Raw genomic sequence first — 24,574 nt, forward strand, 5'->3', positions numbered from 1 at the left:
ACCGCGATGAATACCGAAGGCATTAGCGAAAACGAAGTTATCGAAGCTGACACCACCGCTGAAATCTCCGACGTCGTCGTGACGGAGGTCGCCGAGGCGACGCCGCCGCCCGCCGAGCCGGCGGTTCCGGCGATCAACGTGGATGACAGTGCCCTCTACATTCATCGCGAGCTCTCGCAGCTGCAGTTCAACATCCGCGTGCTGGAGCAGGCGCTGGATGAGTCCTACCCGCTGCTGGAACGCCTGAAGTTCCTGCTGATCTTCTCCAGCAACCTCGACGAGTTCTTCGAGATCCGCGTCGCCGGCCTGAAGAAGCAGATCACCTTCGCCCGCGAACAGGCCGGCGCCGACGGCCTGCTGCCGCACCAGGCGCTGGCGCGCATCAGCGAGCAGGTGCACGAGCAGGTCGCGCGCCAGTACAGCATCCTCAACGACATCCTGTTGCCGGAGCTGGCCAAGCACGACATCCGCTTCATCCGTCGCCGCTACTGGACGCCGAAGATCAAGGCCTGGGTCCGTCGCTTCTTCCGCGACGAGATTGCGCCCATCGTCACCCCCATCGGCCTCGACCCGACCCACCCGTTCCCGCTGCTGGTGAACAAGAGCCTGAACTTCATGGTCGAGCTCGAAGGCCTGGACGCCTTCGGCCGCGATTCCGGCCTTGCGATCATCCCGGCGCCGCGTTCGCTGCCGCGGATCATCCGCCTGCCGGAAGACGTCGCCGGCCCCGGCGACAACTACGTCTTCCTCTCGTCGATGATCCACGCCCACGCCGACGACCTGTTCCACGGCATGAAGGTGAAGGGTTGCTACCAGTTCCGCCTGACCCGTAACGCCGACCTCTCGGTGGACGCCGAGGACGTCGAAGACCTGGCCCGCGCGCTGCGTGGCGAGCTGTTCTCGCGCCGTTACGGCGATGCGGTGCGCCTGGAAGTGGTGGACACCTGCCCGACGCACCTGTCCAACTACCTGCTCAAGCAGTTCGGCCTGTCCGAGAGCGAGCTGTACAAGGTCAGCGGCCCGGTCAACCTGACCCGTCTGTTCAGCGTCACCGGCCTGGCCAGCCATCCGGAGCTGCAGTCGCCGCCGTTCACCCCGACGATTCCCAAGCTGCTGCAGAAGAAGGAAAACCTGTTCAACGTCCTGGGCAAGCTCGACGTGCTGCTGATGCACCCGTTCGAGTCCTTCACCCCGGTAATCGACCTGCTGCGCCAGGCCGCCAAGGACCCCAGCGTGCTGGCGATCAAGCAGACGCTGTACCGCTCCGGCGCCAACTCGGAGATCGTCGACGCGCTGGTGGAAGCCGCGCGCAACGGCAAGGAAGTCACCGTGGTGATCGAATTGCGGGCGCGCTTCGACGAGGAATCCAACCTGCAGCTGGCCAGCCGCCTGCAGCAGGCCGGCGCGGTGGTGATCTACGGCGTGGTCGGCTTCAAGACCCACGCCAAGATGATGCTGATCCTGCGGCGCGAGGACGGCGAGCTGCGCCGCTACGCGCACCTGGGCACCGGCAACTACCACGCCGGCAACGCCCGCCTGTACACCGACTACAGCCTGCTGACCGCCGACGTGGCCCTCTGCGAGGACCTGCACAAGCTGTTCAACCAGCTGATCGGCATGGGCAAGACCCTTCGCATGAAGAAGCTCCTGCACGCGCCCTTCACCCTGAAGAAGAACCTGCTGGAGATGATCAACCGCGAGGCCGCCCAGGCAGCGGAGGGCAAGCCGGCGCACATCATGGCCAAGGTCAACTCGCTGACTGACGCCAAGGTCATCCGCGCGCTGTACAAGGCCAGCCAGGCCGGCGTGAAGATCGACCTGGTGGTGCGCGGCATGTGCTGCCTGCGTCCGGGCGTGCCGGGCGTGTCGCACAACATTCAGGTGCGCTCGATCATCGGCCGCTTCCTGGAGCACAGCCGGATCTACTACTTCCTCAATGGCGGCGAGGAGAAGCTCTATCTCTCCAGCGCCGACTGGATGGAGCGCAACCTCGACATGCGCGTGGAGACCTGCTTCCCGGTGGAAGGCAAGAAGCTCGTGCTGCGGGTGAAGAAAGAGCTGGAGTCCTACCTGACCGACAACACCCAGGCCTGGGTGCTGCAGTCCGACGGCAGTTATGTGCGCCAGAGCCCCAGCGGCAACCAGAACGCCCGCAACGCGCAGGCGACGCTGCTGGAGCGCCTGTGCACACCGGTGATCAGCGTGCGCTGATCCGTCTGCGCTGCGTGGAAGCCCTGCCTCGGCAGGGCTTTTTCATGGCCGCCACTTGTGTAGGAGCGGGCCATGCCCGCGATAGCGCCGCACCGAGCCGGATACCATCGCGGACCAAGTCCGCTCCTACGCCGATCCTCATCCGCGCATCACCCATTCCGGGGTATGCGTCTCATGCCTGCCAGAATGCTCTTCGTAGGACCGAGGGGGACGCCCAGTCCTTGCTCGCGAACATTCCCCAGCAGCGAGGCAGGGTTCGCGAGCAAGCTCGCTCCTACAGGTCAGGCCAGGGCTGGTGCGCGAAATGAAAAAGCCCCGGCGCTTGCGTGCCGGGGCTTTTGTCGTTCGTGCGGGCCGATCAGCTCACGCTGAGCGAATAGCCCACGCGCTTGAGCCATTCGGCTTCCTGCTCGAAGTCCGCCTGGGTCAGCGGGTTGGCGGCCAGCCAGCCGTCGGGGAAGCGCACGTCCAGCGACTTGCCGGAGGCCTTGAGGGTCACGGCCGGCATTTCCTGGGTGCCACGGATGTGGTGGAAGAGGATGGCGAAGCGCAGCACGATGCACAGGCGGATCAGCTTGTCGCCTTCGTCGCCCAGCTCGTTGAACTTGTCCACCGGGATGTTGCGGCGGTGGCCGCGCACCAGCAGCGCCAGGGTCAGCTGGTCCAGCCGCGAGAAGCCGGCCAGGTCCGAGTGCTCCAGCAGGTAGGCGCCGTGCTTGTGGTAGTGGTAGTGGGCGATGTCCAGGCCCAGCTCGTGGACGCGGGCGGCCCACATCAGCAGCTCGCGGTGGCCCTCGTCGTTCAGGTCCCAGGCCTTGGCGACCTGGTCCAGGGATTCCAGCGCCTTGGCCTCGACGCGCGCGGCCTGCTCCGGATCGACGTGGTAGCGCTCCATGAGGGCGCTGATGGTGCGTTCGCGCACGTCCTCGTGGTGGTGGCGGCCCAGCAGGTCGTAGAGCACGCCCTCGCGCAGGGCGCCCTCGGAGTGGGTCATGCGGGTCAGTTCGAGGGCGTCGAACAGCGCCTCGAGGATCGCCATGCCGGCCGGGAAGATCGGCCGGCGGTCAGGCTTGATGCCGTCGATGTCGAGCTTTTCGACCTCGCCCAGCTTGAACATCTTGCGCTTGAGCCAGGCCAGGCCCTCGGGGTTGATCTCGCCGTTGCCGTGGCCGCCGGCCTGGATCGCCAGGCAGATCGCACGGATGGTGCCCGAGGCGCCGACGGCCTCGTCCCAGCCCAGGCGGCGCAGGCTGTTCTCGATGCTCATCAGCTCCAGGCGGGCCGAGGTGTAGGCCTGGGCATAGCGCGCCGGGGTGATCTTGCCGTCCTTGAAGTAGCGCTGGGTGAAGCTCACGCAGCCCATCTGCAGGCTTTCGCGCAGCTGCGATTCGAACTGCTGGCCGATGATGAACTCCGTGCTGCCGCCGCCGATATCCACCACCAGGCGCTTGCCGGGGTTGTCCTGCAGGGTGTGGGAGACGCCCAGGTAGATCAGGCGCGCTTCTTCACGGCCGGAAATGACTTCCACCGGATGGCCGAGGATCTGGTCGGCGACGCGGATGAATTCGGCGCGGTTGCGCGCTTCGCGCAGGGCGTTGGTGCCCACCACGCGGACCGAACCCGGCGGCATGCCGTTGATGAACTGGGCGAACTGCTTCAGGCAGTCGTAGCCGCGCTGCATGGCTTCTTCGGTGAGCAGGCGGTCCTCGCCGATACCCGCCGCCAGCTGGACCTTCTCGCCCAGCCGCTCAAGAATGCGGATTTCGCCGTGATCGGCCTTCGCCAAAACCATGTGGAAACTGTTCGAGCCAAGGTCGATGGCCGCGATCATGGGGAAGGTCTTGGCTGGGGTATGGGGCATAGGGGCAGGTCCGGACAAATACGGGAGACATCCTGCCATTTTAGGCGGGGAGTGCCAATGAAGGGGTTGTCACCGATCAGAAGTCACCGCGGCAGCGATAGATACACTCAATCAGCTGCGCCTTTCGGTGTGGGCCGAGGCGGGATATGATGGCGGACACTTTTTCGCATCCGATTGACGGAGAGAATACATGAGCGAACATATCGTCAATGTTACCGATGCCAGCTTCGAGCAGGACGTCCTGAAGTCCGACGGTCCCGTGCTGGTCGACTACTGGGCCGAATGGTGTGGCCCGTGCAAGATGATCGCCCCGGTACTGGACGAGATCGCCAAGGACTATCAGGGCAAGCTGAAAGTCTGCAAGCTGAACATCGACGAGAACCAGGGCACCCCGCCCAAGTACGGCGTGCGTGGCATTCCGACCCTGATGCTGTTCAAGGGCGGCAACGTCGAAGCGACCAAGGTCGGCGCGCTGTCCAAGTCGCAGCTGGCTGCCTTCCTCGACAGCAATATCTAAGTCGAGAAGCCCCGAAAAACCCCGCCAATATGCGGGGTTTTTTCGTTATTGCCCCTAGACGCTCCGAAACTCGGGTGTTAAATTCGGGCGCACAACGATTATTTCGTTGTCCCCTGCAAGCCGTCGCCGACGCACTTCCCATTCGAATTCCAAGCGATCCTGTCCGTCATCTACGGCGCGGCTCTTCAAGCATCACGCTTGTTCCCTTTTCCCCTTTCAGCGTATTTACGTCCCTTCTATGAATCTGACCGAACTCAAGCAAAAGCCGATTGCCGAATTGCTGGAAATGTCCGATGCCATGGGCCTGGAAAACATGGCTCGTTCGCGCAAACAGGACATTATCTTCGCACTGCTGAAAAAGCATGCGAAAAGCGGCGAGGAAATCTCCGGTGACGGCGTGCTGGAGATTCTCCAGGATGGCTTCGGCTTCCTGCGCTCCGCCGATTCCTCGTACCTGGCCGGCCCGGACGACATCTATGTCTCGCCCAGCCAGATCCGGCGCTTCAACCTGCGCACCGGCGATACCATCATCGGCAAGATTCGGCCGCCCAAGGAAGGTGAGCGTTACTTCGCCCTGCTGAAAGTCGACTCGATCAACTTCGATCGTCCGGAGAACGCGAAGAACAAGATTCTCTTCGAGAACCTGACGCCGCTGTTCCCGACCAAGCGCCTGACCATGGAAGCCGGCAACGGCTCCACCGAGGACCTCACCGGCCGAGTGATCGACCTCTGCTCGCCGATCGGCAAGGGCCAGCGCGGCCTGATCGTCGCCCCGCCGAAAGCGGGCAAGACCATCATGCTGCAGAACATTGCCTCGAACATCACCCGCAACAACCCCGAGTGCCACCTGATCGTCCTGCTGATCGACGAGCGCCCGGAAGAAGTGACCGAGATGCAGCGCACCGTGCGCGGCGAAGTGGTCGCCTCCACCTTCGACGAGCCGCCGACCCGCCACGTGCAGGTCGCCGAGATGGTGATCGAGAAGGCCAAGCGCCTGGTCGAGCACAAGAAGGACGTGATCATCCTGCTCGACTCCATCACCCGTCTGGCCCGTGCCTACAACACCGTGATCCCCAGCTCCGGCAAGGTGCTCACCGGTGGTGTCGACGCCCACGCCCTGGAAAAGCCCAAGCGCTTCTTCGGCGCCGCGCGCAACATCGAGGAAGGCGGTTCGCTGACCATCCTCGCCACCGCGCTGATCGAAACCGGCTCGAAGATGGACGAAGTGATCTACGAGGAATTCAAGGGTACCGGTAACTCGGAACTCATCCTCGACCGCCGCATCTCGGAAAAGCGCGTGTTCCCGGCGATCAACATCAATCGCTCCGGCACCCGTCGCGAAGAGCTGCTCACCGGCGAGGAAGAGCTGCAGCGCATGTGGATCCTGCGCAAGATCCTGCACCCGATGGACGAGATCGCCGCGGTCGAATTCCTGCTCGACAAGCTCAAGCAGACCAAGACCAACGACGAGTTCTTCGACTCGATGAAGCGCAGCAAGTAAGAGTCGCCGGCACATCCGTTCTGGCGCTGTTGCCTGGTCAGAACCGCTTCGCTCGGATTTGCCAGCGCCTCTGCGCGCTTGAGTGATGCCACAAGGCCGGGGAAACCCGGCCTTCGTGTTTCTGCATGGCGCTGATAGGCGGTAGACTGTCGCATCATCCTGCCGCCATCGAGACCCTCATGCAGTATCGCGACCTGCGCGAGTTCATCGCTGCCCTGGAGCAGCGCGGACAGCTCAAGCGCATCCAGGCGCCGGTATCCCCGGTGCTGGAAATGACCGAGGTGTGCGACCGCACCCTGCGCGCCAAGGGCCCAGCCCTGCTGTTCGAAAAGCCCACCGGCTACGACATCCCCGTGCTCGGCAACCTGTTCGGCACGCCCGAGCGTGTCGCCCTGGGGATGGGCGCCGAGGACGTCTCCGAACTGCGCGAGATCGGGAAGCTGCTGGCCTTCCTCAAGGAGCCCGAGCCGCCCAAGGGGCTGAAGGACGCCTGGTCGAAGCTGCCGATCTTCAAGAAGGTCATCAACATGGCGCCCAAGGTCCTCAAGGACGCGCCGTGCCAGGAAGTGATCGAGGAGGGCGATGACGTCGACCTGTCCAGGCTGCCGGTGCAGACCTGCTGGCCCGGCGACGTCGCGCCGCTGATCACCTGGGGCCTGACCGTCACCCGCGGTCCGAACAAGGAACGGCAGAATCTGGGCATCTACCGCCAGCAGGTGATCGGCCGCAACAAGGTCATCATGCGCTGGCTCAGCCACCGCGGCGGCGCGCTGGACTTCCGCGAGTGGTGCCAGAAGCACCCCGGCCAGCCCTACCCGGTGGCCGTGGCCCTCGGCGCGGACCCGGCGACCATCCTCGGCGCCGTGACGCCGGTGCCGGACAACCTCTCCGAATACGCCTTCGCCGGCCTGCTGCGCGGGCACAAGACCGAGCTGGTCAAGTGCATCGGCAACGACCTGCAGGTACCGGCCAGCGCCGAGATCGTCCTCGAAGGGGTGATCCACCCCGGCGAGATGGCCGATGAAGGCCCCTACGGCGACCACACCGGCTACTACAACGAAGTGGACCGCTTCCCGGTGTTCACCGTCGAGCGCATCACCCGCCGGCAGAAACCCATCTACCACAGCACCTACACCGGCCGCCCGCCGGACGAGCCGGCGATTCTCGGCGTGGCGCTGAACGAAGTCTTCGTGCCGATCCTCCAGAAGCAGTTCCCCGAGATCACCGACTTCTACCTGCCGCCCGAAGGCTGCTCGTACCGCATGGCGGTGGTGACCATGAAGAAGCAGTATCCCGGCCACGCCAAGCGCGTGATGCTGGGTGTGTGGTCGTTCCTGCGACAGTTCATGTACACCAAGTTCGTTATCGTCACCGACGACGACATCAACGCCCGCGACTGGAACGACGTGATCTGGGCCATCACCACGCGCATGGACCCCAAGCGCGACACGGTGATGATCGACAACACCCCGATCGACTACCTGGACTTCGCCTCGCCGGTCTCGGGCCTGGGGTCGAAGATGGGCCTGGACGCCACCCACAAGTGGCCGGGCGAGACCAGTCGCGAATGGGGCCGGGTGATCGAGAAGGACCCGGCGGTGACCCGCCGCGTCGACGAGATCTGGGCGAGCCTGGGCATCGATTGATGGCCGGGTAACCTTGTCGGAGCGAGCTTGCTCGCGAACATGCATGCTCCTGACAGATCAAGAGGCCCTCACCCTAACCCTCTCCCGCAAGCGGGAGAGGGGACCGTTCGGTGCAGGATGAGGCCATGGTGTCAGCCGGCACGGACTGCCCCCTCTCCCGCTTGCGGGAGAGGGTTGGGGTGAGGGGAAAGTGCCGGCACGGAGTATCCGCGAAGGCCAGTCGCTCCCACAGAAAATCAGAAGAACGAGAACAGCGCGTGAAAGTGACCTTGCAACCCTCCGGCGCCCAGCTCGAGCTGCAGCCCGGGGAACGTATCCTCGACGGTGCGCGGCGCCTGGGCTACGAGTGCCCGCAGAGCTGCCGCAACGGCAACTGCCACATCTGCGCGGCGCTGCTGGTGGAGGGCCGCGTGCGCCAGGACGGCGAGGTCCGCGACCACGGCGAACTCTTCACCTGCCTGGCCGAGCCCCTGGAAGACTGCGTGCTGCACTGGGACGGCGTGCTGGCCCCCGGCGAGCTGCCGGTGCGCACGCTGTCCTGCCAACTGACCCTCTGCGAGGCGGTGGGCGGCGATGTCTGGCGCGTGCGCCTGCGCGCCCCGGCCGGCAAGCCGCCGCGCTACCACGCCGGCCAGTATGTGCTGATCGAGCGCGACGGCAGCGACCCGGCGGCCTTCTCCCTGGCCTCCGCGCCGCAGGAAGGGCGTGACCTGGAGCTGCATATCCTGGCCCGCGAGAACAGCGCCATCGAGTTGCTGGCGCAGCTGCAGCGCGACCGCTTCGCCCGTGTGCAGATGCCCTTCGGTGACGCGCACCTGGCCGACCTGCCGGACGGCCCGCTGGTGCTGATCGCCGCCGGCACCGGCATGGCGCAGATGCACAGCTTGATCGAATTCTGCCGCGCCGCCGGCTTCGCCCACCCGGTGCACCTGTACTGGGGCGTGCGCCGACCGGAAGATTTCTACGAGCTGCCGCACTGGCAGCAGTGGGAAAGCGTGCCCAACCTGCATCTGCACAGGATCGTCAGCGACCTGTGTGGCTGGCAGGGGCGCTGCGGCCTGCTGCACGAGGCGGTGTGCGAGGATTTCGCCGACCTCTCCGGCCTGCGTGTCTACGCCAGCGGCTCGCCGGCGATGGTCTACGGCACCCTCGACGCGCTGGTGGCGGCGGGCATGGACGCGCATCAGATGCGCGCCGACGTGTTCGCCTACGCGCCGCGGGGCTGAACCTAAGGGGGCTGTTGTAGGAGCGAGCTTGCTCGCGAACAAACTCCGCAGCGGGGGCCGGGTTCGCGAGCAAGCTCGCTCCTACAGGTTCAGTCGCGCGGTGATCCGGTGGCAAACTCCTCCTGCAACGCCGCCCGGATCCATTCCTCGAACCAGGCCACGTCGGCGCTGACCGCGCCGGGCGGTAGCAGCAGCTGGTAGCTTTCCAGCGGTACTTCCTCCGGCAGCGGGCGCACCAGCGTGCCGGCGGCCAGCTGGTGCTTCACCAGCACCAGGTTGGCCAGCGCGATGCCGTGGCCGGCCTCGGCCATCGACAGTGCGTGGTCGTTGCTGACGTAGAGCACGTCGGAGTTCACCCGCAGGTCCAGCCCGATGGTGGACAGCCACAGGTTCCACCATTCGCCGTCGTCGACGTGGATCAGCTTGTGCTGCGCCAGCTCGTGCACGCTGGCCAACGGACCGTGCTCGTCGAGATAGGCGGGCGAGCACACCGGGAACACCGCCGGCCGCACCAGGGTGCTGTGGCATTGCGGATAGACGCCGGGAAGCCCGTAGACAATCCCCAGATCGGCGCTTTTGCCGTCTACTTCGGTGAACGTGGGGTTGGGCTCCACCGCGACCTTCAAGCCGGGGCGCTGTTGGCGCAGGGACTCCAGGCGCGGCATCAGCCAGCGCTTGGCGAAGGCCGGCACCACCAGGATCTTCAGCCAGCGCGCGGTGCCGCCGGGGGCCAGCTCGAAGCCGGCGTCGGCGATCTGCTGCAGGGCTGTGGATATCTTTGCGTAGTAACGCTGCCCGGCCGGGGTCAGGCTGACCCCGCGCGGGGTGCGCTCGAACAGCTGCACGCCCAGCCAGTCTTCCAGCAGCTTGACGTGCCGGCCGATGGCCGGCTGTGTCACATGCAGGTCTTTCGAGGCGGCGACATAGCTGCCCAGCCGGGCGGCGGCCTCGAAGGCGCGCACGGCATTGAGCGGCGGAAGACGCTGGATGGACATGGGCTCAGCCTCGGGATTTCAGCTGTTAAATTATTTAATATCGACTGTAAGAAAATTGAGCTTTTCGCTCAACCACCTTTCTTCGAATATCCGCTCCAGCAGCATCACCACAATATCGAGCCGGACCCACGGCCAGCGCTGCATCCAGCGTTTACTCCAGCCCTGCCAGAACAACTACAAGATCCCCCGACCGCCAGCGTGCGGCGGACGGGAAGGATGCGGAGGTTTCACCATGAATGCCCTGCACAGCCTGCAGACGGCGGCGGTCTCGATCCGCTCCGTGCGCAAGGTCTACGGCGACCCGGCCAGCGGTCCCGTCGCGCTCAAATGCGTCGACCTGGACATCCGCGACAACGAGTTCTTCACCCTGCTCGGCCCCTCCGGCTGCGGCAAGACCACCCTGCTGCGGATGATCGCCGGCTTCGAGTTCCCCACGGCGGGGGAAATCCAGCTCTATGGCGAGAACATCGCCGACCGGCCGCCCTTCGAGCGCCCGGTGAACACCGTGTTCCAGCACTACGCCCTGTTCCCGCACATGACCATTGCCGAGAACCTCGCCTTTGGCCTGGAATCCCACCCGATGGGCCAGCGCATGAGCCGGGCGCAGGTCGCCGAGCGCGTCCGCGAGATGCTCGCCCTGGTGCAAATGGAACGCTTCGCCCAGCGTAAGCCGACCCAGCTCTCCGGCGGCCAGCAGCAGCGCGTCGCCCTGGCCCGCGCGCTGGCGCCGCACCCCAAGGTGCTGCTGCTCGACGAGCCGCTCTCGGCGCTCGACCTCAAGCTGCGCCAGGCCATGCGCGAAGAACTCAAGGCGATCCAGTCCAAGACCGGCATCACCTTCATCTTCGTCACCCATGACCAGGAAGAAGCCCTGACCATGTCCGACCGCATCGCCGTGCTCTCCGAGGGCGAGGTGCAGCAGGTCGGCCGCCCGGACGACATCTACGAGCACCCGCGCAACCGCTTCGTCGCCGACTTCATCGGCGAGACCAACTTCCTCCCCGCGCGGGTGGAAAACTTCATCGGCGACGGCGCGCAGTACCGCATTCCCGGCGACCAACTGATCGAGGCCCCAGCCCGCGAAGGCCTGAAGGTCGGCGCCGAGGTCACCCTGTCGATCCGCCCCGAGCGCCTGCAGCTGGTGGCCGAAGACACCCTGGCCGCCACGCCCTGCACCGTCGTCACGCAGATCTACCTGGGCACCGACTTGCAGTACCAGGTCAGCCTCGCCGACGGCACCCGCCTGACGGTCCGTGCGCCCAACAGCGCCGGCCAGCGTGGGCGCCTGGCGGCCGGGCAACGCGCGGGGCTGCTGTTCGAGAAAGGCAGCGCCAGCGTCCTGGTGGACTGAGCGGAGGTGAGCATGAATCGGTTATCCACAACCGCCGGCCATTCGCTGGAGCGGCGCCAGGCGCTGCGCAGCTTCCTCGGCGTATCGCCCGCGCTGGTCTCCATCGGGCTGTTCCTGATCGTGCCGATCTTCATCGTGGTCGGTTACTCGCTGATGCAGGCCAACCCCTATGGCGGGGTGAACCCGCACTTCAGCATCGACGCCTACGTCTCGCTGCTGTTCGAGCGCCAGCTCGACGACAGCCTGGCCTTCGCCGACTCCTACGTGATGATCGCGCTGCGCTCCATCGGCATCGCCGCGGCGACCACCGTCATCACCCTGCTGGTGGGCTTCCCGGTGGCGGTGTGGCTGGCGATGCAGCCGACGCACCGGCGCGGCCTGCTGATCTTCCTGATCACCGTGCCGTTCTGGGCCAACCTGCTGATCCGTACCTACGCCTGGATCCTGCTGCTGCGCGGCACCGGCGTGGTCAACGGCACGCTGATGAGCCTGGGGCTGATCCACCAGCCGCTGAACCTGCTCTACACCGACGGCGCCGTGCTGCTGGGCCTGGTCTACACCTATGCGCCCTTCGTCGTGCTGCCGATCTACGCCACCCTCGAGAAGATGGACATGCGCCTGCTCGAAGCCGCCCAGGACCTCTACGCCGGGCGTATCCGCACCCTGCGCAAGGTGGTCCTGCCGATCGCCCGTCCGGGCATCCTGGCCGGCGCCATCCTCACCTTCGTGCCGTGCCTGGGCGCGATGATCGCCCCCGAGCTGCTCGGCGGCGGCACCAAGATGATGCTCGGCAACCTGATCTTCCGGCAGTTCAGCGACTCGCGGAACTGGCCCTTCGGCGCGGCGCTGTCGCTGGTGCTGATGGGCGCGGTGATGCTGGTGCTGATGTTCTACGCGATGCGCGCCGAGCGCCTGCGCATCGCCCGGGGAGGTGAATGATGCTGTCGCTGCTGACTAAACGCCGCTTGGGTGTGCAGGATTTCCGTGGCTTCGGCGTCCTGAGCTTCCTGTTCTACCTGTACCTCTATGCGCCCATCGTGGTGCTGGTGGTGCTGTCGTTCAACGCCAACCAGTCCGCCACCGTGTGGACCGGCTTCAGCCTCGACTGGTACCGCAGCGCCTTCGCCAACCAGGCGCTGCGCCAGGCCGCCGGCAACAGCCTGCTGATCGCCGTGTGCGCCAGTGTGATCGCCACGGTGATCGCCACCCTGGCCGCGCTGGGCACCTCGCGCGGCGCCAAGTTCAAGGGCCTGCGGCTGTCCATGGGGGCGATCATGCTGCCGCTGGTGCTGCCCGAGATCGTCGTCGGCGTCGCCACCCTGGCGCTGTTCTCCACCCTCGGCCTGTCGCTGGGCTACGGCAACCTGATCATCGCCCACACGGTGTTCTGCATCCCGTTTGCCTACCTGCCGATCCGTGCCCGCCTCAACGACATGGACCTGTCCCTGGAGCAGGCCGCCGCCGACCTCTACGCCGGCCCCTGGCGGACCTTCCGCAAGGTGACCCTGCCGCTGCTGATGCCGGGGATCTTCTCCGGGCTGATGCTGGCCTTCATCGTCTCGCTGGATAACTTCGTGATCTCGATGATGGTCTCCCAGGCCGGCACCACCACCTTGCCGATCTTCATCTTCGGCCTGCTGCGCATGGGCGTGACGCCCGATGTGAACGCGGTGTCGACCCTGATCCTCGGCGTTTCCGTGCTGTTCGTAACCCTGTCCTTCCTGCTTGGCAAGAAGAAAGCCTGAGAGCCCGCCCCGTGCCTGTCCGAGCTTGCCCATACGTCGTTGGAAACAGCCTCGTCCGGGCTGCGCTCGGCCAGTCATCGAGCGGACTCTCCGCCCACATACCGGAGTAGAAGATGAGCAAACTGATCGCTGCTGTAGGGGCCTCGCTGGCCATGGGGCTGGTGGCCAACGTGCACGCCGCCGAACAACTGAACGTGGTGAGCTGGAGTGGCTATTTCACCCCGCAGATCCTGGAGAAGTTCGAGAAGGAAACCGGCATCAAGGTGACCGTGGATTCCTACGACTCCAACGAAACGCTGCTGGCCAAGCTCAAGCAGGGTGGCACCGGCTATGACGTGGCGATTCCCTCGCACCAGTTCGTGCCGATCCTGATCCAGGAGAAGCTGCTGGAGCGCTTCGACCCGGCCAGCCAGCCGTACTACGCCAACGTCGAGGACAACCTGAAGAAGCCCACCTGGGACACGGAAGGCGCCTACGCCGTGCCCTTCATCTGGGGCACCACCAGCGTGGTGCTGGACAGCGCCAGGTACAGCGGCCCGGCCGACAGCTACTCGGTGCTGTTCACCCCGCCCAAGGAGCTGCAGGGCAGGATCAACATGTTCGACTCGGCGAGCGAGGTGATCGACACCGCCAGCCTCTACCTGGGCATCCCGCTGTGCAGCGAGGACCCCAAGCAGATGCAACAGGTGCTGACCCTGCTGAAGAACCAGAAGCCCTTCGTGAAGACCTACAGCTCCAAGGCCGGCTCGATCCGCGAGAACCTGGCCTCGGGTGAAGTCGACATGTCGATGTTCTGGGGCGGCTCGTCGATGCGTGCGCGTGAGATGAAACCCAGCCTGAAGTACCTCTACCCGAAAGAGGGCGTGATGGCCTGGGTGGACAACCTGGTGATCCCGGCCGGCGCCAAGCACCCGGAGAATGCGAAGAAGTTCATCGCCTTCCTCAGCCAGCCGGAAAACTCGGCGATGACCCAGAACTTCCTCAAGCACCAGAGCCCGATCAAGGGTGTTGAACCCTTCCTCGATGCCAGCCTGAAGGATGCGCCGGAACTGCACATCCCCGAGGGCACCAAGGTGGTGTTCAGCAAGACCTGTGGCGAAGGCGCGATCCGCCTGGCCGACCGCATCTGGACCAACCTGATGCGCTGATCCCGGACCGGGAACGCCGCCGACCGACGCTGCTCGCGTCCACCTGCGTGGGCGTGCTGGCAGCGTTCGGCCCGGCAAACGCGATATTCGCCATAAGCCCCGTTCGCGGATGGGGTCGTTGAACCCGACTGAACCTTCCCCTTGCGGGAAATCCTGATGAAAAGGCCTCGTTCCATGAGCCAGAAGAACCAGCACAACGAACTCGTCCAGCTCCAGGCCTTTGAGCTGGCCCAGCGCATCCGCCAGCGCGACGTTTCCTGCCGTGAAGTGATGCAGGCCCACCTCGAGCAGATCGAGCGCTACAACCCGGCGGTCAACGCCATCGTCAGCCAGCAACCGGACGACCTGCTGCTGGCCGAAGCCGACCAGCGCGACGCCGAACTGGCCCGTGGGCAGTACCGCGGCTGGATGCACGGCCTACCCCACGCGGTGAAGGACCTGTCGCTGACCCAGGGCATCCGCACCACCCTCGGCTCGCCGCTGTTCCGCGACTATGTACCCGAGCGCGACGGCATCATGGTCGAGCGCATCAAGGCGGCCGGCGCGATCATCATCGGCAAGACCAACACCCCCGAATTCGGCCTCGGCTCCCACAGCTACAACCCGATCTTCGGCGCCACCGGCTGCGCCTACGCGCCCGAGCGCACCGCCGGCGGCAGCAGTGGTGGCGCGGCGGCGGCGCTGGCGCTGCAGATGGTCCCGGTGGCTGACGGCAGCGACATGATGGGCTCGCTGCGCAACCCGGCGGCCTTCAACAACATTATCGGCATGCGTCCGTCCCAGGGCCGTGTGCCCTTCGACGACAGCGCCGACCTGTTCATCGACCAGCTCGGCTACGAAGGCCCCATGGGCCGCAGCGTGCGCGACGTGGCGCTGCTGCTGTCGGTGCAGGCCGGCGGCGATGCCCGTGCACCGCTGTCCATCGCCGAGAGCGGCGAGCAGTTCGCCGGTTCGCTGGAGCGAGACTTCCAGGGCGCGCGCCTGGGCTGGCTCGGCGACCTGGGCGGCTATCTGCCCATGGAGAAGGGCGTGCTGGAGCTGTGCCGGCGTTCCTTCGCCGACTTCGAAGCCATCGGCTGCCATATCGAAGACGCAGCCCTGGGCTTCTCGCCCGAGCGCCTGTGGGACACCTGGCGCACCCTGCGCCACTGGATGGTCGCCGGCTCTCTCGGCGCCGCCTGCAACGACCCGGCCCGCCGCGAGTTGCTCAAGCCCGAGGCCATCTGGGAAGTGGAGAACGGCCTGAAGCTCTCCGCCATGGACGTGTTCCACGCCTCCGTCGCGCGCAGCGACTGGTACCGCGCCATCAGCCGGCTGTTCGAGCGCTACGACTACCTGCTGCTGCCCAGCGCCCAGGTGTTCCCGTTCGACAAGAGCTGGGACTGGCCGAAGGAAATTGCCGGCAAGACCATGGACACCTACCACCGCTGGATGGAAGTGGTGATCCCGGCCACCCTGTCCGGATGCCCGGCGGCCAACGTGCCGGTGGGCTTCAATGAGCAGGGCCTGCCCATGGGCCTGCAGATCATCGGCAGGCACCAGGCCGACATGGCCGTGCTGCAACTGGCCCACGCCTACGAGCAGGCTTCGCGCTGGTACCAGCGCTGCCCGCCGCCGATGCTGGCGCGGGTGTAATACCGTTATCCATACCGTGAGGGGGACGCATGAACATCAGCTTCTTCCAGGAACTGCTGCAAAGCATCAGCGAGCGAGGCCGGCAACTGCTGGAGTCGCGCGAGCCGGCGCCGGGCAATGCCCAGGCGCTGGCGCAGGCCTGCCACAAGCTGATTTCCAGCCACGGCGAAGCCTCGGGCGTGGCTTTGGCGCGGCAGGTCCTGTGCGCCTACCGGGACTGCCCGCTGGAGCAGCAGAAGGCCTTCTTCGACACCCTGCTGACGGACTTCGCACCGCCCCATGACGCACTGGCGCAGGCCTGCCAGCGCTACCTCGACGATCCGTCGTCGGCCAACACCACGGCGCTGTTCCAGGCCAGCGAACCGCCGCGCCAGGAACTGTTCCGCCGCCTCAACCAGGCGCCCGGCGGTACCGCCGAGCTGATCGCCATGCGCCGCCGGCTGCTGCAGGAACTCAAGGCCAGGCCGGAGCTGGCCGCCGTGGACCACGACCTGCAGCACCTGCTGGCGTCCTGGTTCAACCGCGGCTTCCTGGTACTGCGGCGCATCGACTGGTCGACGCCTGCGTCGATCCTGGAAAAGATCATCCAGTACGAGGCCGTCCACGCCATCAAGGACTGGGACGACCTGCGCAGCCGCCTGCAGCCGGCCGACCGCCGCTGCTTCGCCTTCTTCCATCCGGCCCTGGCCGACGAGCCGCTGATCTTCGTCGAGGTGGCGCTGACCCGTGCCATGCCCGGCGCCATCGCGGACATCCTGCAGCCCGCTGCGCAAGCCCAGCCGGCGGAGGAACCGGACACCGCGGTGTTCTACTCCATCAGCAACTGCCAGGACGGCCTGCGCGGTATCTCCTTCGGCAACTTCCTGATCAAGCAGGTGGTGGAGGAACTGGCGCGGGAGATTCCCGGCCTGCGCCAGTTCGTCACCCTGTCGCCGGTGCCCGGCTTCCGTCGCTGGCTCGACAGCCTGGGCGACGACCCGCAACTGGGTGCGGCCGCCGCCGAGCTGCTCAAGGCGCTCAAGCCTGACGCCCCGCCGCCGCCGCGCACGGAGCAGCCGATGCTCGCGCTGGCAGCCGAGTACTTCCTGCATGCGCGCAACGGCGCGGGTTTCCCGCTGGACCCGGTGGCGCGCTTCCACCTGGGCAACGGCGCCCGCCTGGAACGCCTGAACTGGCGCGGCGACCTCTCCGCCAGCGGCCTGCGCCAGGCTGCCGGGCTGATGGTCAATTACCGCTACGAACTGCGCCAGATCGAAAAGAACCACGAAGCCTACGCCAACCAGGGCGCGGTCACCGCCTCACCCGAGGTACGCAAGCTGGCCACCCTGTCGGCGAAAACAAAACGCTAGGACCTCACCATGAACCAGAGCCTTTTCGCCGAAGTCGGCAAACACCTGCCCAGCGACCTGTCCAAGCCCTTCATCCGTACTCCGGACGGCGGCGGCTACCGCTACGCCGACATGCTGCGCAGCACCTCGCAGTTCGCCCATGCGCTGGTGGAGCTTGGCGTGCAGCCGGGCGACCGCGTCGCCGTGCAGGTCGACAAGAGCCCCGAGACGGTGATGCTCTACCTCGCCGTGCTGCGCGTCGGCGCGGTCTACCTGCCGCTCAACAGCGGCTACACCGGCGACGAACTGCGCTACTTCCTCGACGACGCCGAGCCCTCGCTGTTCGTCTGCGCGCCGGCCTTCGAAGCCCAGGCCCGCGACCTGGCGAAAGCCAGCGGCGTCGCCCACGTGGAGACTCTGGGCGATGCCGGCGACGGCTCGCTGATGCAGCGCGTGCACGGCAAGCCAGGGCGCTTCGCCGACGTGCCGCGTGCCTCCAGCGACCTCGCCGCGATCCTCTACACCTCCGGCACCACCGGCCGCTCCAAGGGCGCGATGATCAGCCACGGCAACCTGGTCTCCAACGCCCGCGCGCTGGTGGATGCCTGGCAGATCACCAGCGAGGACTGGCTGCTCCATGCGCTGCCGATCTTCCACATCCACGGTCTGTTCGTGGCCTGCAACAGCCTGCTGATGGCCGGCGGCTCGATGCTCTTCCTGAGCAAGTTCGACGCCGCGCAGATGCTCCAGCTGCTGCCCCAGGTGAACCTGCTGATGGGCGTGCCGACCTTCTACACCCGCCTGCTTGATCAACCCGGCCTGACCCGCGAGGCGGTGGCGCACATGCGCCTGTTCATTTCCGGCTCCGCGCCGCTCACCGCCGAGACCCACAAGGCGTTCTCCGAACGCACCGGCATGGCCATCCTCGAGCGCTACGGCATGACCGAGACCGGCATGAACACTTCCAACCCGCTGGATGGCGAGCGCATCGCCGGCACCGTCGGCTTCCCGTTGCCGGGCGTCGAATTGCGCATCACCGACCCGGCCAGGGCCGAGCCGACCCTGCTGCCCCAGGGCGAGCCGGGGATGATCGAAGTGCGCGGGCCGAACGTGTTCCAGGGCTACTGGCGGATGCCGGAGAAGACCGCCGAGGAACTGCGCGCCGACGGCTACTTCATGACCGGCGACATCGGCTTCGTCGACGAGCGTGGCTACGTGCAGATCGTTGGGCGCAACAAGGACATGATCATCAGCGGCGGCTTCAACGTGTACCCCAAGGAGCTGGAGGAAATCCTCGACACCCTGCCGGGCGTGGCCGAATCGGCGGTGATCGGCGTGCCGCACCCGGACTTTGGCGAGGGCGTGACGGCGGTGCTGGTGGCCGGCAAGGGCCAGGCGCCGAGCGAAGCGCAGGTACTCGCCGCGCTGGACGGCAGGCTCGCGCGCTTCAAGCAGCCCAAGCGGGTGCTGGTGGTCGACGCGCTGCCGCGCAACGTGATGGGCAAGGTGCAGAAGAACGTGCTGCGCGAGCAGTTCAAGGGGCTGTATACCTGATAGTCCGCGCTGGTCGGTGGTTCGCGAGCATGGCTCGCTCCTACAGGTCAGGCCTGGCGCCTTAGCGCTCTTCGTAGGAGCGCGCTTGCTCGCGAACCGCCCAACGCCGATATCTCATTGTAGGAGCGGGCCATGCCCGCGATCGCGCGCCTGGCGCGTTTCCACAGGTCTGCGCCGTAACGAAAAAGCCCCGCTCACGCGGGGCTTTTGGCTTTCGTAGGAGCGGAGCTTCTCCGCGAAACGCGGATGAAATCCGCGCCCACGAACTCGTTAACGCACCGTCACCACCACCTTGCCCACCGCCTTGCGCTGGCCCAGGTGATTGATCGCGTCAGCGGCTTTTTCCAGCGGGTAGGTCTGCGACACCAGCGGCTTGATCTTGCCCTCGGCGAACCAGGCGAACAGCTGCTGGAAGTTCGCCGCGTTGTCCTGCGGCTGGCGCTGGGCGAAGGAGCCCCAGAACACGCCGACCAGCGAGGCGCCCTTGAGCAGGGTGAGGTTGGCCGGCAGGGCCGGAATGGTGCCGCTGGCAAAACCCACCACCAGCATGCGGCCGTTCCAGGCGATGGAGCGGAAGGCTTCCTCGAACAGGTCGCCGCCCACCGGGTCGTAGATCACGTCCACGCCCTGGCCGCCGGTGATTTCCTTGAGCTTGTCCTTCAGGCTGCCTTCGCTGTAGTTGATCAGCACGTCGGCGCCGGCGGCCCTGGCGACCTCCAGCTTGGCCTCGCTGCTGGCGGCGGCGATGACCTTCGCGCCCATTGCCTTGCCGATTTCCACGGCTGCCAGGCCCACGCCGCCGGAGGCGCCGAGCACCAGCAGGGTCTCGCCCGGCTGCAGGTTGGCGCGCTGCTTGAGGGCGTGCATGGAGGTGCCGTAGGTCATGCCGAAGGCGGCGGCGCTGGGGAAGTCCATACCGTCGGGAATCGGCATCACGTTGTAGCCGGGCACCGCCACTTCCTCGGCGAAGCTGCCCCAGCCGGTCAGCGCCATCACCCGGTCGCCGGGCTTCACATGGCTGACTTTCTCGCCCACGGCGCCGACCACGCCAGCGGCCTCGCCACCCGGGGAGAACGGGAAGGGCGGCTTGAACTGGTACTTGCCCTCGATGATCAGGGTGTCGGGGAAGTTCACCCCGGCGGCGTGCACCTGCAGCAGGACTTCGTTCTTCTTCGGCTCGGGGCTGGCGATGTCTTCCAGCACCAGGGATTCGGCGGGGCCGAAGGCTTTGCACAGCACGGCTTTCATCAGGACGGACTCCGTTGGCGGTTCTTCTTTGGGAGGAGTGGCCCAGTGTAGGAGCGCGGGCACAGGGGGCAAATCACCATGGCCTGGGCTTATGCCCCGATATAGCTTGGGCGGCGGCGCGAGTGTGGCTATCCTTTGCCCATCGAATCCGGAGACATCGCCTTGAGAGCTTTCCTCGCCCTGTTGCTAGTCCTTTCCTTCAGCCCCTTCGTCATGGCTTCCGAGTCCGAAGAGGGCAAGGCCGAAGACGCCAACAAGCCCGTGTTCATCGACCTCACCCCGGCGCTGGTGGGCAACTACGGCAGCGGCCCGCGGCTGAAGTACTTCAAGGCCGACATCGCGCTGAAGGTCACCGGCAAGGAAGCGTCCGAGAAGGTCGAGCACCACGAGCCGCTGATCCGCAACCAACTGGTGATGCTCTTTGCCCAGCAGACCGACGATTCCCTCGGCAGCGTCGAGGGCAAGGAGAAGCTGCGCCAGGAAGCCCTCAAGCAGGTGCAGACGGTGCTCCAGCAGGAAGAGGGCAAGCCGTTGGTGGATGACCTGCTGTTCAACAACCTGATCGTCCAGCCCTGACCCTTCCTGGCTCGCCTGCATGAGCGTGATTCATCTACGCTCATCAGGCGACCGCGTCGACCGGCTGCGGCTGCTTGCCGCGATGCCGGTCTGAAAGCCCCGCCCAGCAAGGCGCATCGGAATTTTCCTCGTCGCGCCTGACTTGTATCAAACCCCAATCGCCACGGCTCGCCGAACATCCCTGCATGATCCGCTCGAATTCGAGCGCCTGGACGAGGGAAATCGGATGACCGGAAACGCAAAAAGCTGGCGCAACCGCGGTCTGGCGGTACTGGCGCTGGCCGTGCTCGCCGCGCTGGCCTGGCAGACGTTCAAGCCCAACGGGCTCCCTGACGGTTTCGCCAGCGGCAATGGGCGCATCGAAGCCACCGAGGTCGACGTGGCCACCAAGCTGCCCGGCCGCGTCGCGGAAATCCTGGTGGACGAAGGCGACTTCGTGAAAGCCGGCGAAGTGGTGGCGAAGATGGACACCCAGGTGCTCCAGGCCCAGCTGGCCCAGGCCCAGGCGGAAGTGCGGCGGGCGCAGAACGCCCAGCTCACCGCCGAATCCCTGGTGGCCCAGCGCAGCAGCGAGAAGTCCACCGCCGAGGCCGTGGTCGCGCAACGTCAGGCGGAACTGACCGCCGCGCAGAAGCGCTTCACCCGCACCGAGCAACTGGTCAAGCGCAACGCCCTGCCGCAGCAGCAACTGGATGACGACCGTGCGGTGATGCAAAGCGCCCAGGCGGCGCTGGCCGCCGCGCGTTCCCAGGTGGTGTCGGCGCAGGCCGGGATTGCCGCCGCGCGCTCCCAGGTCGTCGAGGCGCAGTCGGCCATCGAGGCCGCCACCGCCAGCACCGTGCGCCTGCAGGCGGATATCGACGATAGCCTGCTCAAGGCGCCGCGCAACGGCCGCGTGCAGTACCGCGTGGCGCAGCCGGGCGAAGTCCTGGCGGCCGGCGGCAAGCTGCTCAACATGGTCGACCTGGCCGACGTCTACATGACCTTCTTCCTGCCTTCGGGTCAGGCGGGCAAGGTCGAGCTGGGCCAGGAGGTGCGCCTGGTCATCGACGCGGTGCCCGAATACGTAATCCCGGCCAAGGTGTCCTATGTCGCCAGCGTCGCGCAGTTCACCCCCAAGACCGTGGAGACCGCCAACGAACGCGAGAAGCTGATGTTCCGCGTCAAGGCGCGCCTCGATCCCGGTCTGCTTGAGAAATACATCACCTACGTGAAGACCGGCGTGCCGGGCATGGCCTACCTGCGCCTCGACCCGCAGGTTGAATGGCCGGCCGCTCTGCAGATCAAGGTCCCGCAATGAACGCCGCCGACTGCGTGGCCCGTCTGGCTGGCGTCTCGCTGCGCTATGGGCAGACCCGCGCAGTGGATGACGTCAGCCTGGAGATCCCGGCCAACCGCATGGTCGGCCTGATCGGCCCGGACGGCGTCGGCAAGTCCAGCCTGCTGGCGCTGCTGGCGGGCGCGCGGAAGATGCAGGAGGGCGACATCCAGGTGCTCGGCGGCGACATGCGCGATGCGCGCCACCGCCGCGCGGTATGCCCTCGCATCGCCTACATGCCCCAGGGCCTGGGCAAGAACCTCTACCCGACGCTCTCGGTGTTCGAGAACGTCGACTTCTTCGGCCGCCTGTTCGGCCACGACAAGGCCGAGCGCGAGCGGCGCATCGCCGACCTGCTGCACAGCACCGGCCTTGCGCCCTTCGCCGACCGCCCGGCGGGCAAGCTTTCCGGCGGCATGAAGCAGAAGCTCGGGCTGTGCTGCGCGCTGATCCACGACCCCGACCTGCTGATCCTCGACGAACCCACCACCGGCGTCGACCCGCTGTCGCGCAACCAGTTCTGGGAGCTGATCGCACGCATCCGTGCCGGCCGCGAAGGCATGAGCGTGCTGGTGGCCACCGCCTACATGGAGGAGGCCGAGCGCTTCGACCACCTGGTGGCGATGGACGACGGCAAGGTGCTCGCCACCGGCACGCCCGCCGAGCTGCGCGCGCACACCGGTACGCAGAACCTCGAAGAGGCCTTCATCGCGCTGCTGCCCGAGAGCAAGCGCGCCGGTCACCACCGCTTGGTGATTCCGCCGCGTCCGCAGAACGATGGCGCGCCACAGATCGCCATCGAGGCGGAAGGGCTGACCTGCCGCTTCGGCGATTTCGTCGCGGTGGACCACGTCAGCTTCCGCATCGAGCGTGGGGAAATCTTCGGCTTCCTCGGCTCCAACGGCTGCGGCAAGTCCACCACCATGAAGATGCTCACCGGCCTGCTGCCAGCCAGCGAAGGCACCTGCGCACTGTTCGGCCAGCCAGTGAACGCCAACGACATGGCGACCCGCCGGCGCGTCGGCTACATGTCCCAGGCCTTCTCGCTGTATGCCGAGCTGACGGTGCTGCAGAACCTCGAACTGCACGCCAGGCTGTTCCACCTGCCGCAGGAGCAGATCGCCCCGCGTGTGGAGGAAATGCTCCAGCGCTTCGACCTGGGCAAGGTCCGGGACGAGCTGCCCGACAGCCTGCCGCTGGGCATTCGCCAGCGTCTGTCGCTGGCCGTGGCGGTGATCCACAAGCCGGAAATCCTCATCCTCGACGAGCCCACCTCGGGCGTCGACCCGGTGGCCCGCGACGGCTTCTGGGAGCTGATGGTGGAGCTCTCGCGCAACGACGGCGTGACCATCTTCATCTCCACCCACTTCATGAACGAAGCCGAGCGCTGCGACCGCATCTCGCTGATGCATGCCGGCAAGGTGCTCGACAGCGATACCCCGCAGGGCCTCATGGACAAGCGCGGCCTGCCGACCCTGGAAGCCACCTTCATCGCCTACCTGGAAGAGGCCGCCGGCAGCGCGCCGGTGCCCGACGCCGCGCCTGCTGCGCAGACGCCGGCCGAGCTCGGCCGCTACCAGGGCAGCGACCGCTTCAGCTGGCTGCGCCTGTTCAGCTACGCCCGCCGCGAGGCCATGGAGCTGCGCCGCGACCCGATCCGCCTGACCCTGGCGCTGGTGGGCACCGCGCTGCTGATGTTCATCATGGGCTACGGCATCAACATGGACGTCGAGGACCTCACCTTCGCCGTCCTCGACCGCGACCAGACCACCACCAGCCAGGCCTATGCGCTGAACATCGCCGGCTCGCGCTATTTCATCGAGAAGGCGCCGATCCAGAACCCCGAAGAGCTGGAGCGGCGCCTGCGCAGCGGCGACATCAGCCTGGCGGTGGAGATCCCGCCGAACTTCGGCCGCGACCTCAAGCGCGGCGCCGACCCGGCCGTCGGCGTGTGGATCGACGGCGCGATGCCGACCCGCGCCAACACCGTGCTCGGCTACGTGCAGGGTCTGCACGCCAGCTACCTGGCCGACCTCGCGCGGCAGAGTGGCAGCAGCGCCGCCAGCGCGGCGGCGAGCACCGAGGTGCGCTTCCGCTACAACCCGGACGTGGAGAGCCTCAAGGCCATGGTGCCGGCGGTGATCCCGCTGCTGCTGATCATGATCCCGGCGATGCTTACCGCCCTGGGCGTGGTGCGCGAGAAGGAGCTGGGCTCGATCACCAACCTCTACGTCACGCCGGTCACGCGCCTGGAGTTTCTGCTCGGCAAGCAGCTGCCGTACATCGGCATGGGCATGATCAACTTCGTGCTGATGCTGGCCATGGCCGTGCTGCTGTTCCAGGTGCCGCTCAAGGGCAGCTTCCTGGCGCTGCTGGTCGGCGCGCTGCTCTATGTGGTGACCAGCACCGGGCTGGGGCTGCTGCTGTCGACCTTCATGAAGAGCCAGATCGCCGCGGTGTTCGGCACCGCCATCGCCACCATGATCCCGGCCATCCAGTTCTCCGGGCTGATCCACCCGGTGTCCTCGCTGGAGGGCGCGGCGGCGGTGATCGGCCAGCTCTACCCGACCTCGCACTTCCTGATCATCAGCCGCGGGGCCTTCTCGAAGGCGCTGGGGTTCGCCGACCTGTGGGTCTACTACCTGCCGCTGGCCGCCATGGTGGTGGTGCTGACGCTGCTCAGCGTGGCGTGCCTGAAGAAGCAGGAGGTCTGA

The 24,574-nt window shown here is 66.4% G+C and carries 18 protein-coding genes; 15 read left to right on the forward strand and 3 right to left on the reverse strand.

Annotated elements, in window-relative coordinates:
* Positions 1 to 6: 6 nt before the first annotated feature.
* A complete protein-coding gene (gene ppk1, locus N0B71_RS09895; RefSeq protein WP_259758637.1) occupies positions 7 to 2,211 on the forward strand; it encodes a polyphosphate kinase 1 in 2,205 nt (734 codons plus the stop codon).
* A gap of 358 nt (positions 2,212 to 2,569) precedes the next feature.
* Here ppk1 and ppx read toward each other — a convergent pair whose 3' ends face one another.
* Positions 2,570 to 4,072: an exopolyphosphatase gene (gene ppx, locus N0B71_RS09900; RefSeq protein ID WP_259758638.1), complete on the reverse strand. Its 1,503-nt coding sequence runs from the start codon at positions 4,070 to 4,072 to the stop codon at positions 2,570 to 2,572.
* Positions 4,073 to 4,262: 190 nt separating this feature from the next.
* On the opposite strand from ppx, the gene trxA reads away from it, so the two are divergent.
* From trxA to N0B71_RS09920, 4 genes are all read left to right on the forward strand, one after another.
* Positions 4,263 to 4,589 (forward strand): thioredoxin TrxA, encoded by a 327-nt coding sequence (gene trxA, locus N0B71_RS09905; protein ID WP_259758639.1) that lies wholly within the window; start codon positions 4,263 to 4,265, stop codon positions 4,587 to 4,589.
* Positions 4,590 to 4,827: 238 nt separating this feature from the next.
* Positions 4,828 to 6,090 carry a transcription termination factor Rho gene (gene rho / locus N0B71_RS09910; protein ID WP_138519777.1) on the forward strand — a complete coding sequence of 421 codons (1,263 nt, stop codon included), beginning with the start codon at positions 4,828 to 4,830 and terminating at the stop codon, positions 6,088 to 6,090.
* 179 nt (positions 6,091 to 6,269) lie between these two features.
* Positions 6,270 to 7,736 carry a 4-hydroxy-3-polyprenylbenzoate decarboxylase gene (gene ubiD, locus N0B71_RS09915; RefSeq protein WP_259758640.1) on the forward strand — a complete coding sequence of 489 codons (1,467 nt, stop codon included), beginning with the start codon at positions 6,270 to 6,272 and terminating at the stop codon, positions 7,734 to 7,736.
* Between the two features lie 257 nt (positions 7,737 to 7,993).
* A complete protein-coding gene (locus tag N0B71_RS09920; protein WP_259758641.1) occupies positions 7,994 to 8,962 on the forward strand; it encodes a CDP-6-deoxy-delta-3,4-glucoseen reductase in 969 nt (322 codons plus the stop codon).
* 89 nt (positions 8,963 to 9,051) lie between these two features.
* Here N0B71_RS09920 and N0B71_RS09925 read toward each other — a convergent pair whose 3' ends face one another.
* A complete protein-coding gene (locus N0B71_RS09925; protein ID WP_259758642.1) occupies positions 9,052 to 9,957 on the reverse strand; it encodes a LysR substrate-binding domain-containing protein in 906 nt (301 codons plus the stop codon).
* 232 nt (positions 9,958 to 10,189) lie between these two features.
* Here N0B71_RS09925 and N0B71_RS09930 point away from each other — a divergent pair, with 232 nt between their 5' ends.
* From N0B71_RS09930 to N0B71_RS09960, 7 genes are all read left to right on the forward strand, one after another.
* Positions 10,190 to 11,308 carry an ABC transporter ATP-binding protein gene (locus tag N0B71_RS09930; RefSeq protein ID WP_259758643.1) on the forward strand — a complete coding sequence of 373 codons (1,119 nt, stop codon included), beginning with the start codon at positions 10,190 to 10,192 and terminating at the stop codon, positions 11,306 to 11,308.
* 12 nt (positions 11,309 to 11,320) lie between these two features.
* Positions 11,321 to 12,247: an ABC transporter permease gene (locus tag N0B71_RS09935; protein WP_259758644.1), complete on the forward strand. Its 927-nt coding sequence runs from the start codon at positions 11,321 to 11,323 to the stop codon at positions 12,245 to 12,247.
* Positions 12,247 to 13,053, forward strand: a complete 807-nt coding sequence (locus N0B71_RS09940) for an ABC transporter permease (protein ID WP_259758645.1) — start codon at positions 12,247 to 12,249, stop codon at positions 13,051 to 13,053. Before N0B71_RS09935 ends, N0B71_RS09940 begins: the two co-directional genes overlap by 1 nt.
* Before the next feature lie 152 nt (positions 13,054 to 13,205).
* The gene (locus tag N0B71_RS09945; protein ID WP_442964676.1) at positions 13,206 to 14,201 is read left to right on the forward strand and encodes an ABC transporter substrate-binding protein; all 996 of its coding nucleotides are present in this window, start codon (positions 13,206 to 13,208) and stop codon (positions 14,199 to 14,201) included.
* A 174-nt stretch (positions 14,202 to 14,375) separates the two neighbouring features.
* Entirely contained in the window at positions 14,376 to 15,836 is a 1,461-nt protein-coding gene (locus tag N0B71_RS09950) for an amidase (RefSeq protein ID WP_259759520.1), read from the forward strand.
* Between the two features lie 29 nt (positions 15,837 to 15,865).
* Positions 15,866 to 17,185, forward strand: coding sequence for a malonyl-CoA decarboxylase (locus tag N0B71_RS09955; RefSeq protein WP_259758648.1), 1,320 nt, complete (start codon positions 15,866 to 15,868; stop codon positions 17,183 to 17,185).
* Between the two features lie 9 nt (positions 17,186 to 17,194).
* Positions 17,195 to 18,718 (forward strand): malonate--CoA ligase, encoded by a 1,524-nt coding sequence (locus N0B71_RS09960; protein WP_259758650.1) that lies wholly within the window; start codon positions 17,195 to 17,197, stop codon positions 18,716 to 18,718.
* A 270-nt stretch (positions 18,719 to 18,988) separates the two neighbouring features.
* On the opposite strand, the gene N0B71_RS09965 is transcribed toward N0B71_RS09960, so the two are convergent.
* Positions 18,989 to 19,966: an NADPH:quinone oxidoreductase family protein gene (locus N0B71_RS09965; RefSeq protein ID WP_259758652.1), complete on the reverse strand. Its 978-nt coding sequence runs from the start codon at positions 19,964 to 19,966 to the stop codon at positions 18,989 to 18,991.
* Between the two features lie 213 nt (positions 19,967 to 20,179).
* Here N0B71_RS09965 and N0B71_RS09970 point away from each other — a divergent pair, with 213 nt between their 5' ends.
* The 3 genes from N0B71_RS09970 to rbbA all read left to right on the forward strand — a co-directional run bounded on the left by N0B71_RS09970 (position 20,180) and on the right by rbbA (position 24,574).
* The gene (locus N0B71_RS09970) at positions 20,180 to 20,542 is read left to right on the forward strand and encodes a flagellar basal body-associated protein FliL (RefSeq protein ID WP_259759521.1); all 363 of its coding nucleotides are present in this window, start codon (positions 20,180 to 20,182) and stop codon (positions 20,540 to 20,542) included.
* Positions 20,543 to 20,768: 226 nt separating this feature from the next.
* A complete protein-coding gene (locus tag N0B71_RS09975; RefSeq protein ID WP_259758654.1) occupies positions 20,769 to 21,842 on the forward strand; it encodes an HlyD family secretion protein in 1,074 nt (357 codons plus the stop codon).
* On the forward strand, positions 21,839 to 24,574 hold the full coding sequence (gene rbbA / locus N0B71_RS09980; RefSeq protein ID WP_259758656.1) for a ribosome-associated ATPase/putative transporter RbbA: 2,736 nt from the start codon (positions 21,839 to 21,841) through the stop codon (positions 24,572 to 24,574). The genes N0B71_RS09975 and rbbA overlap by 4 nt, the downstream gene beginning before the upstream one ends.

Origin of the sequence: Pseudomonas sp. GCEP-101, from assembly GCF_025133575.1 — a bacterium.
Taxonomy (GTDB): Bacteria; Pseudomonadota; Gammaproteobacteria; order Pseudomonadales; family Pseudomonadaceae; genus Pseudomonas; species Pseudomonas nitroreducens_B.

Coding starts and splice junctions, on each gene's coding strand:
- N0B71_RS09975 (WP_259758654.1), top strand. CDS start 20,769: ATGACCGGAAACGCAAAAAGCTGGCGCAACCGCGGTCTGGCGGTACTG.
- ppk1 (WP_259758637.1), top strand. CDS start 7: ATGAATACCGAAGGCATTAGCGAAAACGAAGTTATCGAAGCTGACACC.
- ppx (WP_259758638.1), bottom strand. CDS start 4,072: ATGCCCCATACCCCAGCCAAGACCTTCCCCATGATCGCGGCCATCGAC.
- rbbA (WP_259758656.1), top strand. CDS start 21,839: ATGAACGCCGCCGACTGCGTGGCCCGTCTGGCTGGCGTCTCGCTGCGC.
- N0B71_RS09940 (WP_259758645.1), top strand. CDS start 12,247: ATGCTGTCGCTGCTGACTAAACGCCGCTTGGGTGTGCAGGATTTCCGT.
- trxA (WP_259758639.1), top strand. CDS start 4,263: ATGAGCGAACATATCGTCAATGTTACCGATGCCAGCTTCGAGCAGGAC.
- N0B71_RS09965 (WP_259758652.1), bottom strand. CDS start 19,966: ATGAAAGCCGTGCTGTGCAAAGCCTTCGGCCCCGCCGAATCCCTGGTG.
- N0B71_RS09930 (WP_259758643.1), top strand. CDS start 10,190: ATGAATGCCCTGCACAGCCTGCAGACGGCGGCGGTCTCGATCCGCTCC.
- N0B71_RS09950 (WP_259759520.1), top strand. CDS start 14,376: ATGAGCCAGAAGAACCAGCACAACGAACTCGTCCAGCTCCAGGCCTTT.
- N0B71_RS09925 (WP_259758642.1), bottom strand. CDS start 9,957: ATGTCCATCCAGCGTCTTCCGCCGCTCAATGCCGTGCGCGCCTTCGAG.
- N0B71_RS09945 (WP_442964676.1), top strand. CDS start 13,206: ATGGGGCTGGTGGCCAACGTGCACGCCGCCGAACAACTGAACGTGGTG.
- ubiD (WP_259758640.1), top strand. CDS start 6,270: ATGCAGTATCGCGACCTGCGCGAGTTCATCGCTGCCCTGGAGCAGCGC.
- N0B71_RS09935 (WP_259758644.1), top strand. CDS start 11,321: ATGAATCGGTTATCCACAACCGCCGGCCATTCGCTGGAGCGGCGCCAG.
- N0B71_RS09970 (WP_259759521.1), top strand. CDS start 20,180: ATGGCTTCCGAGTCCGAAGAGGGCAAGGCCGAAGACGCCAACAAGCCC.
- rho (WP_138519777.1), top strand. CDS start 4,828: ATGAATCTGACCGAACTCAAGCAAAAGCCGATTGCCGAATTGCTGGAA.
- N0B71_RS09960 (WP_259758650.1), top strand. CDS start 17,195: ATGAACCAGAGCCTTTTCGCCGAAGTCGGCAAACACCTGCCCAGCGAC.
- N0B71_RS09955 (WP_259758648.1), top strand. CDS start 15,866: ATGAACATCAGCTTCTTCCAGGAACTGCTGCAAAGCATCAGCGAGCGA.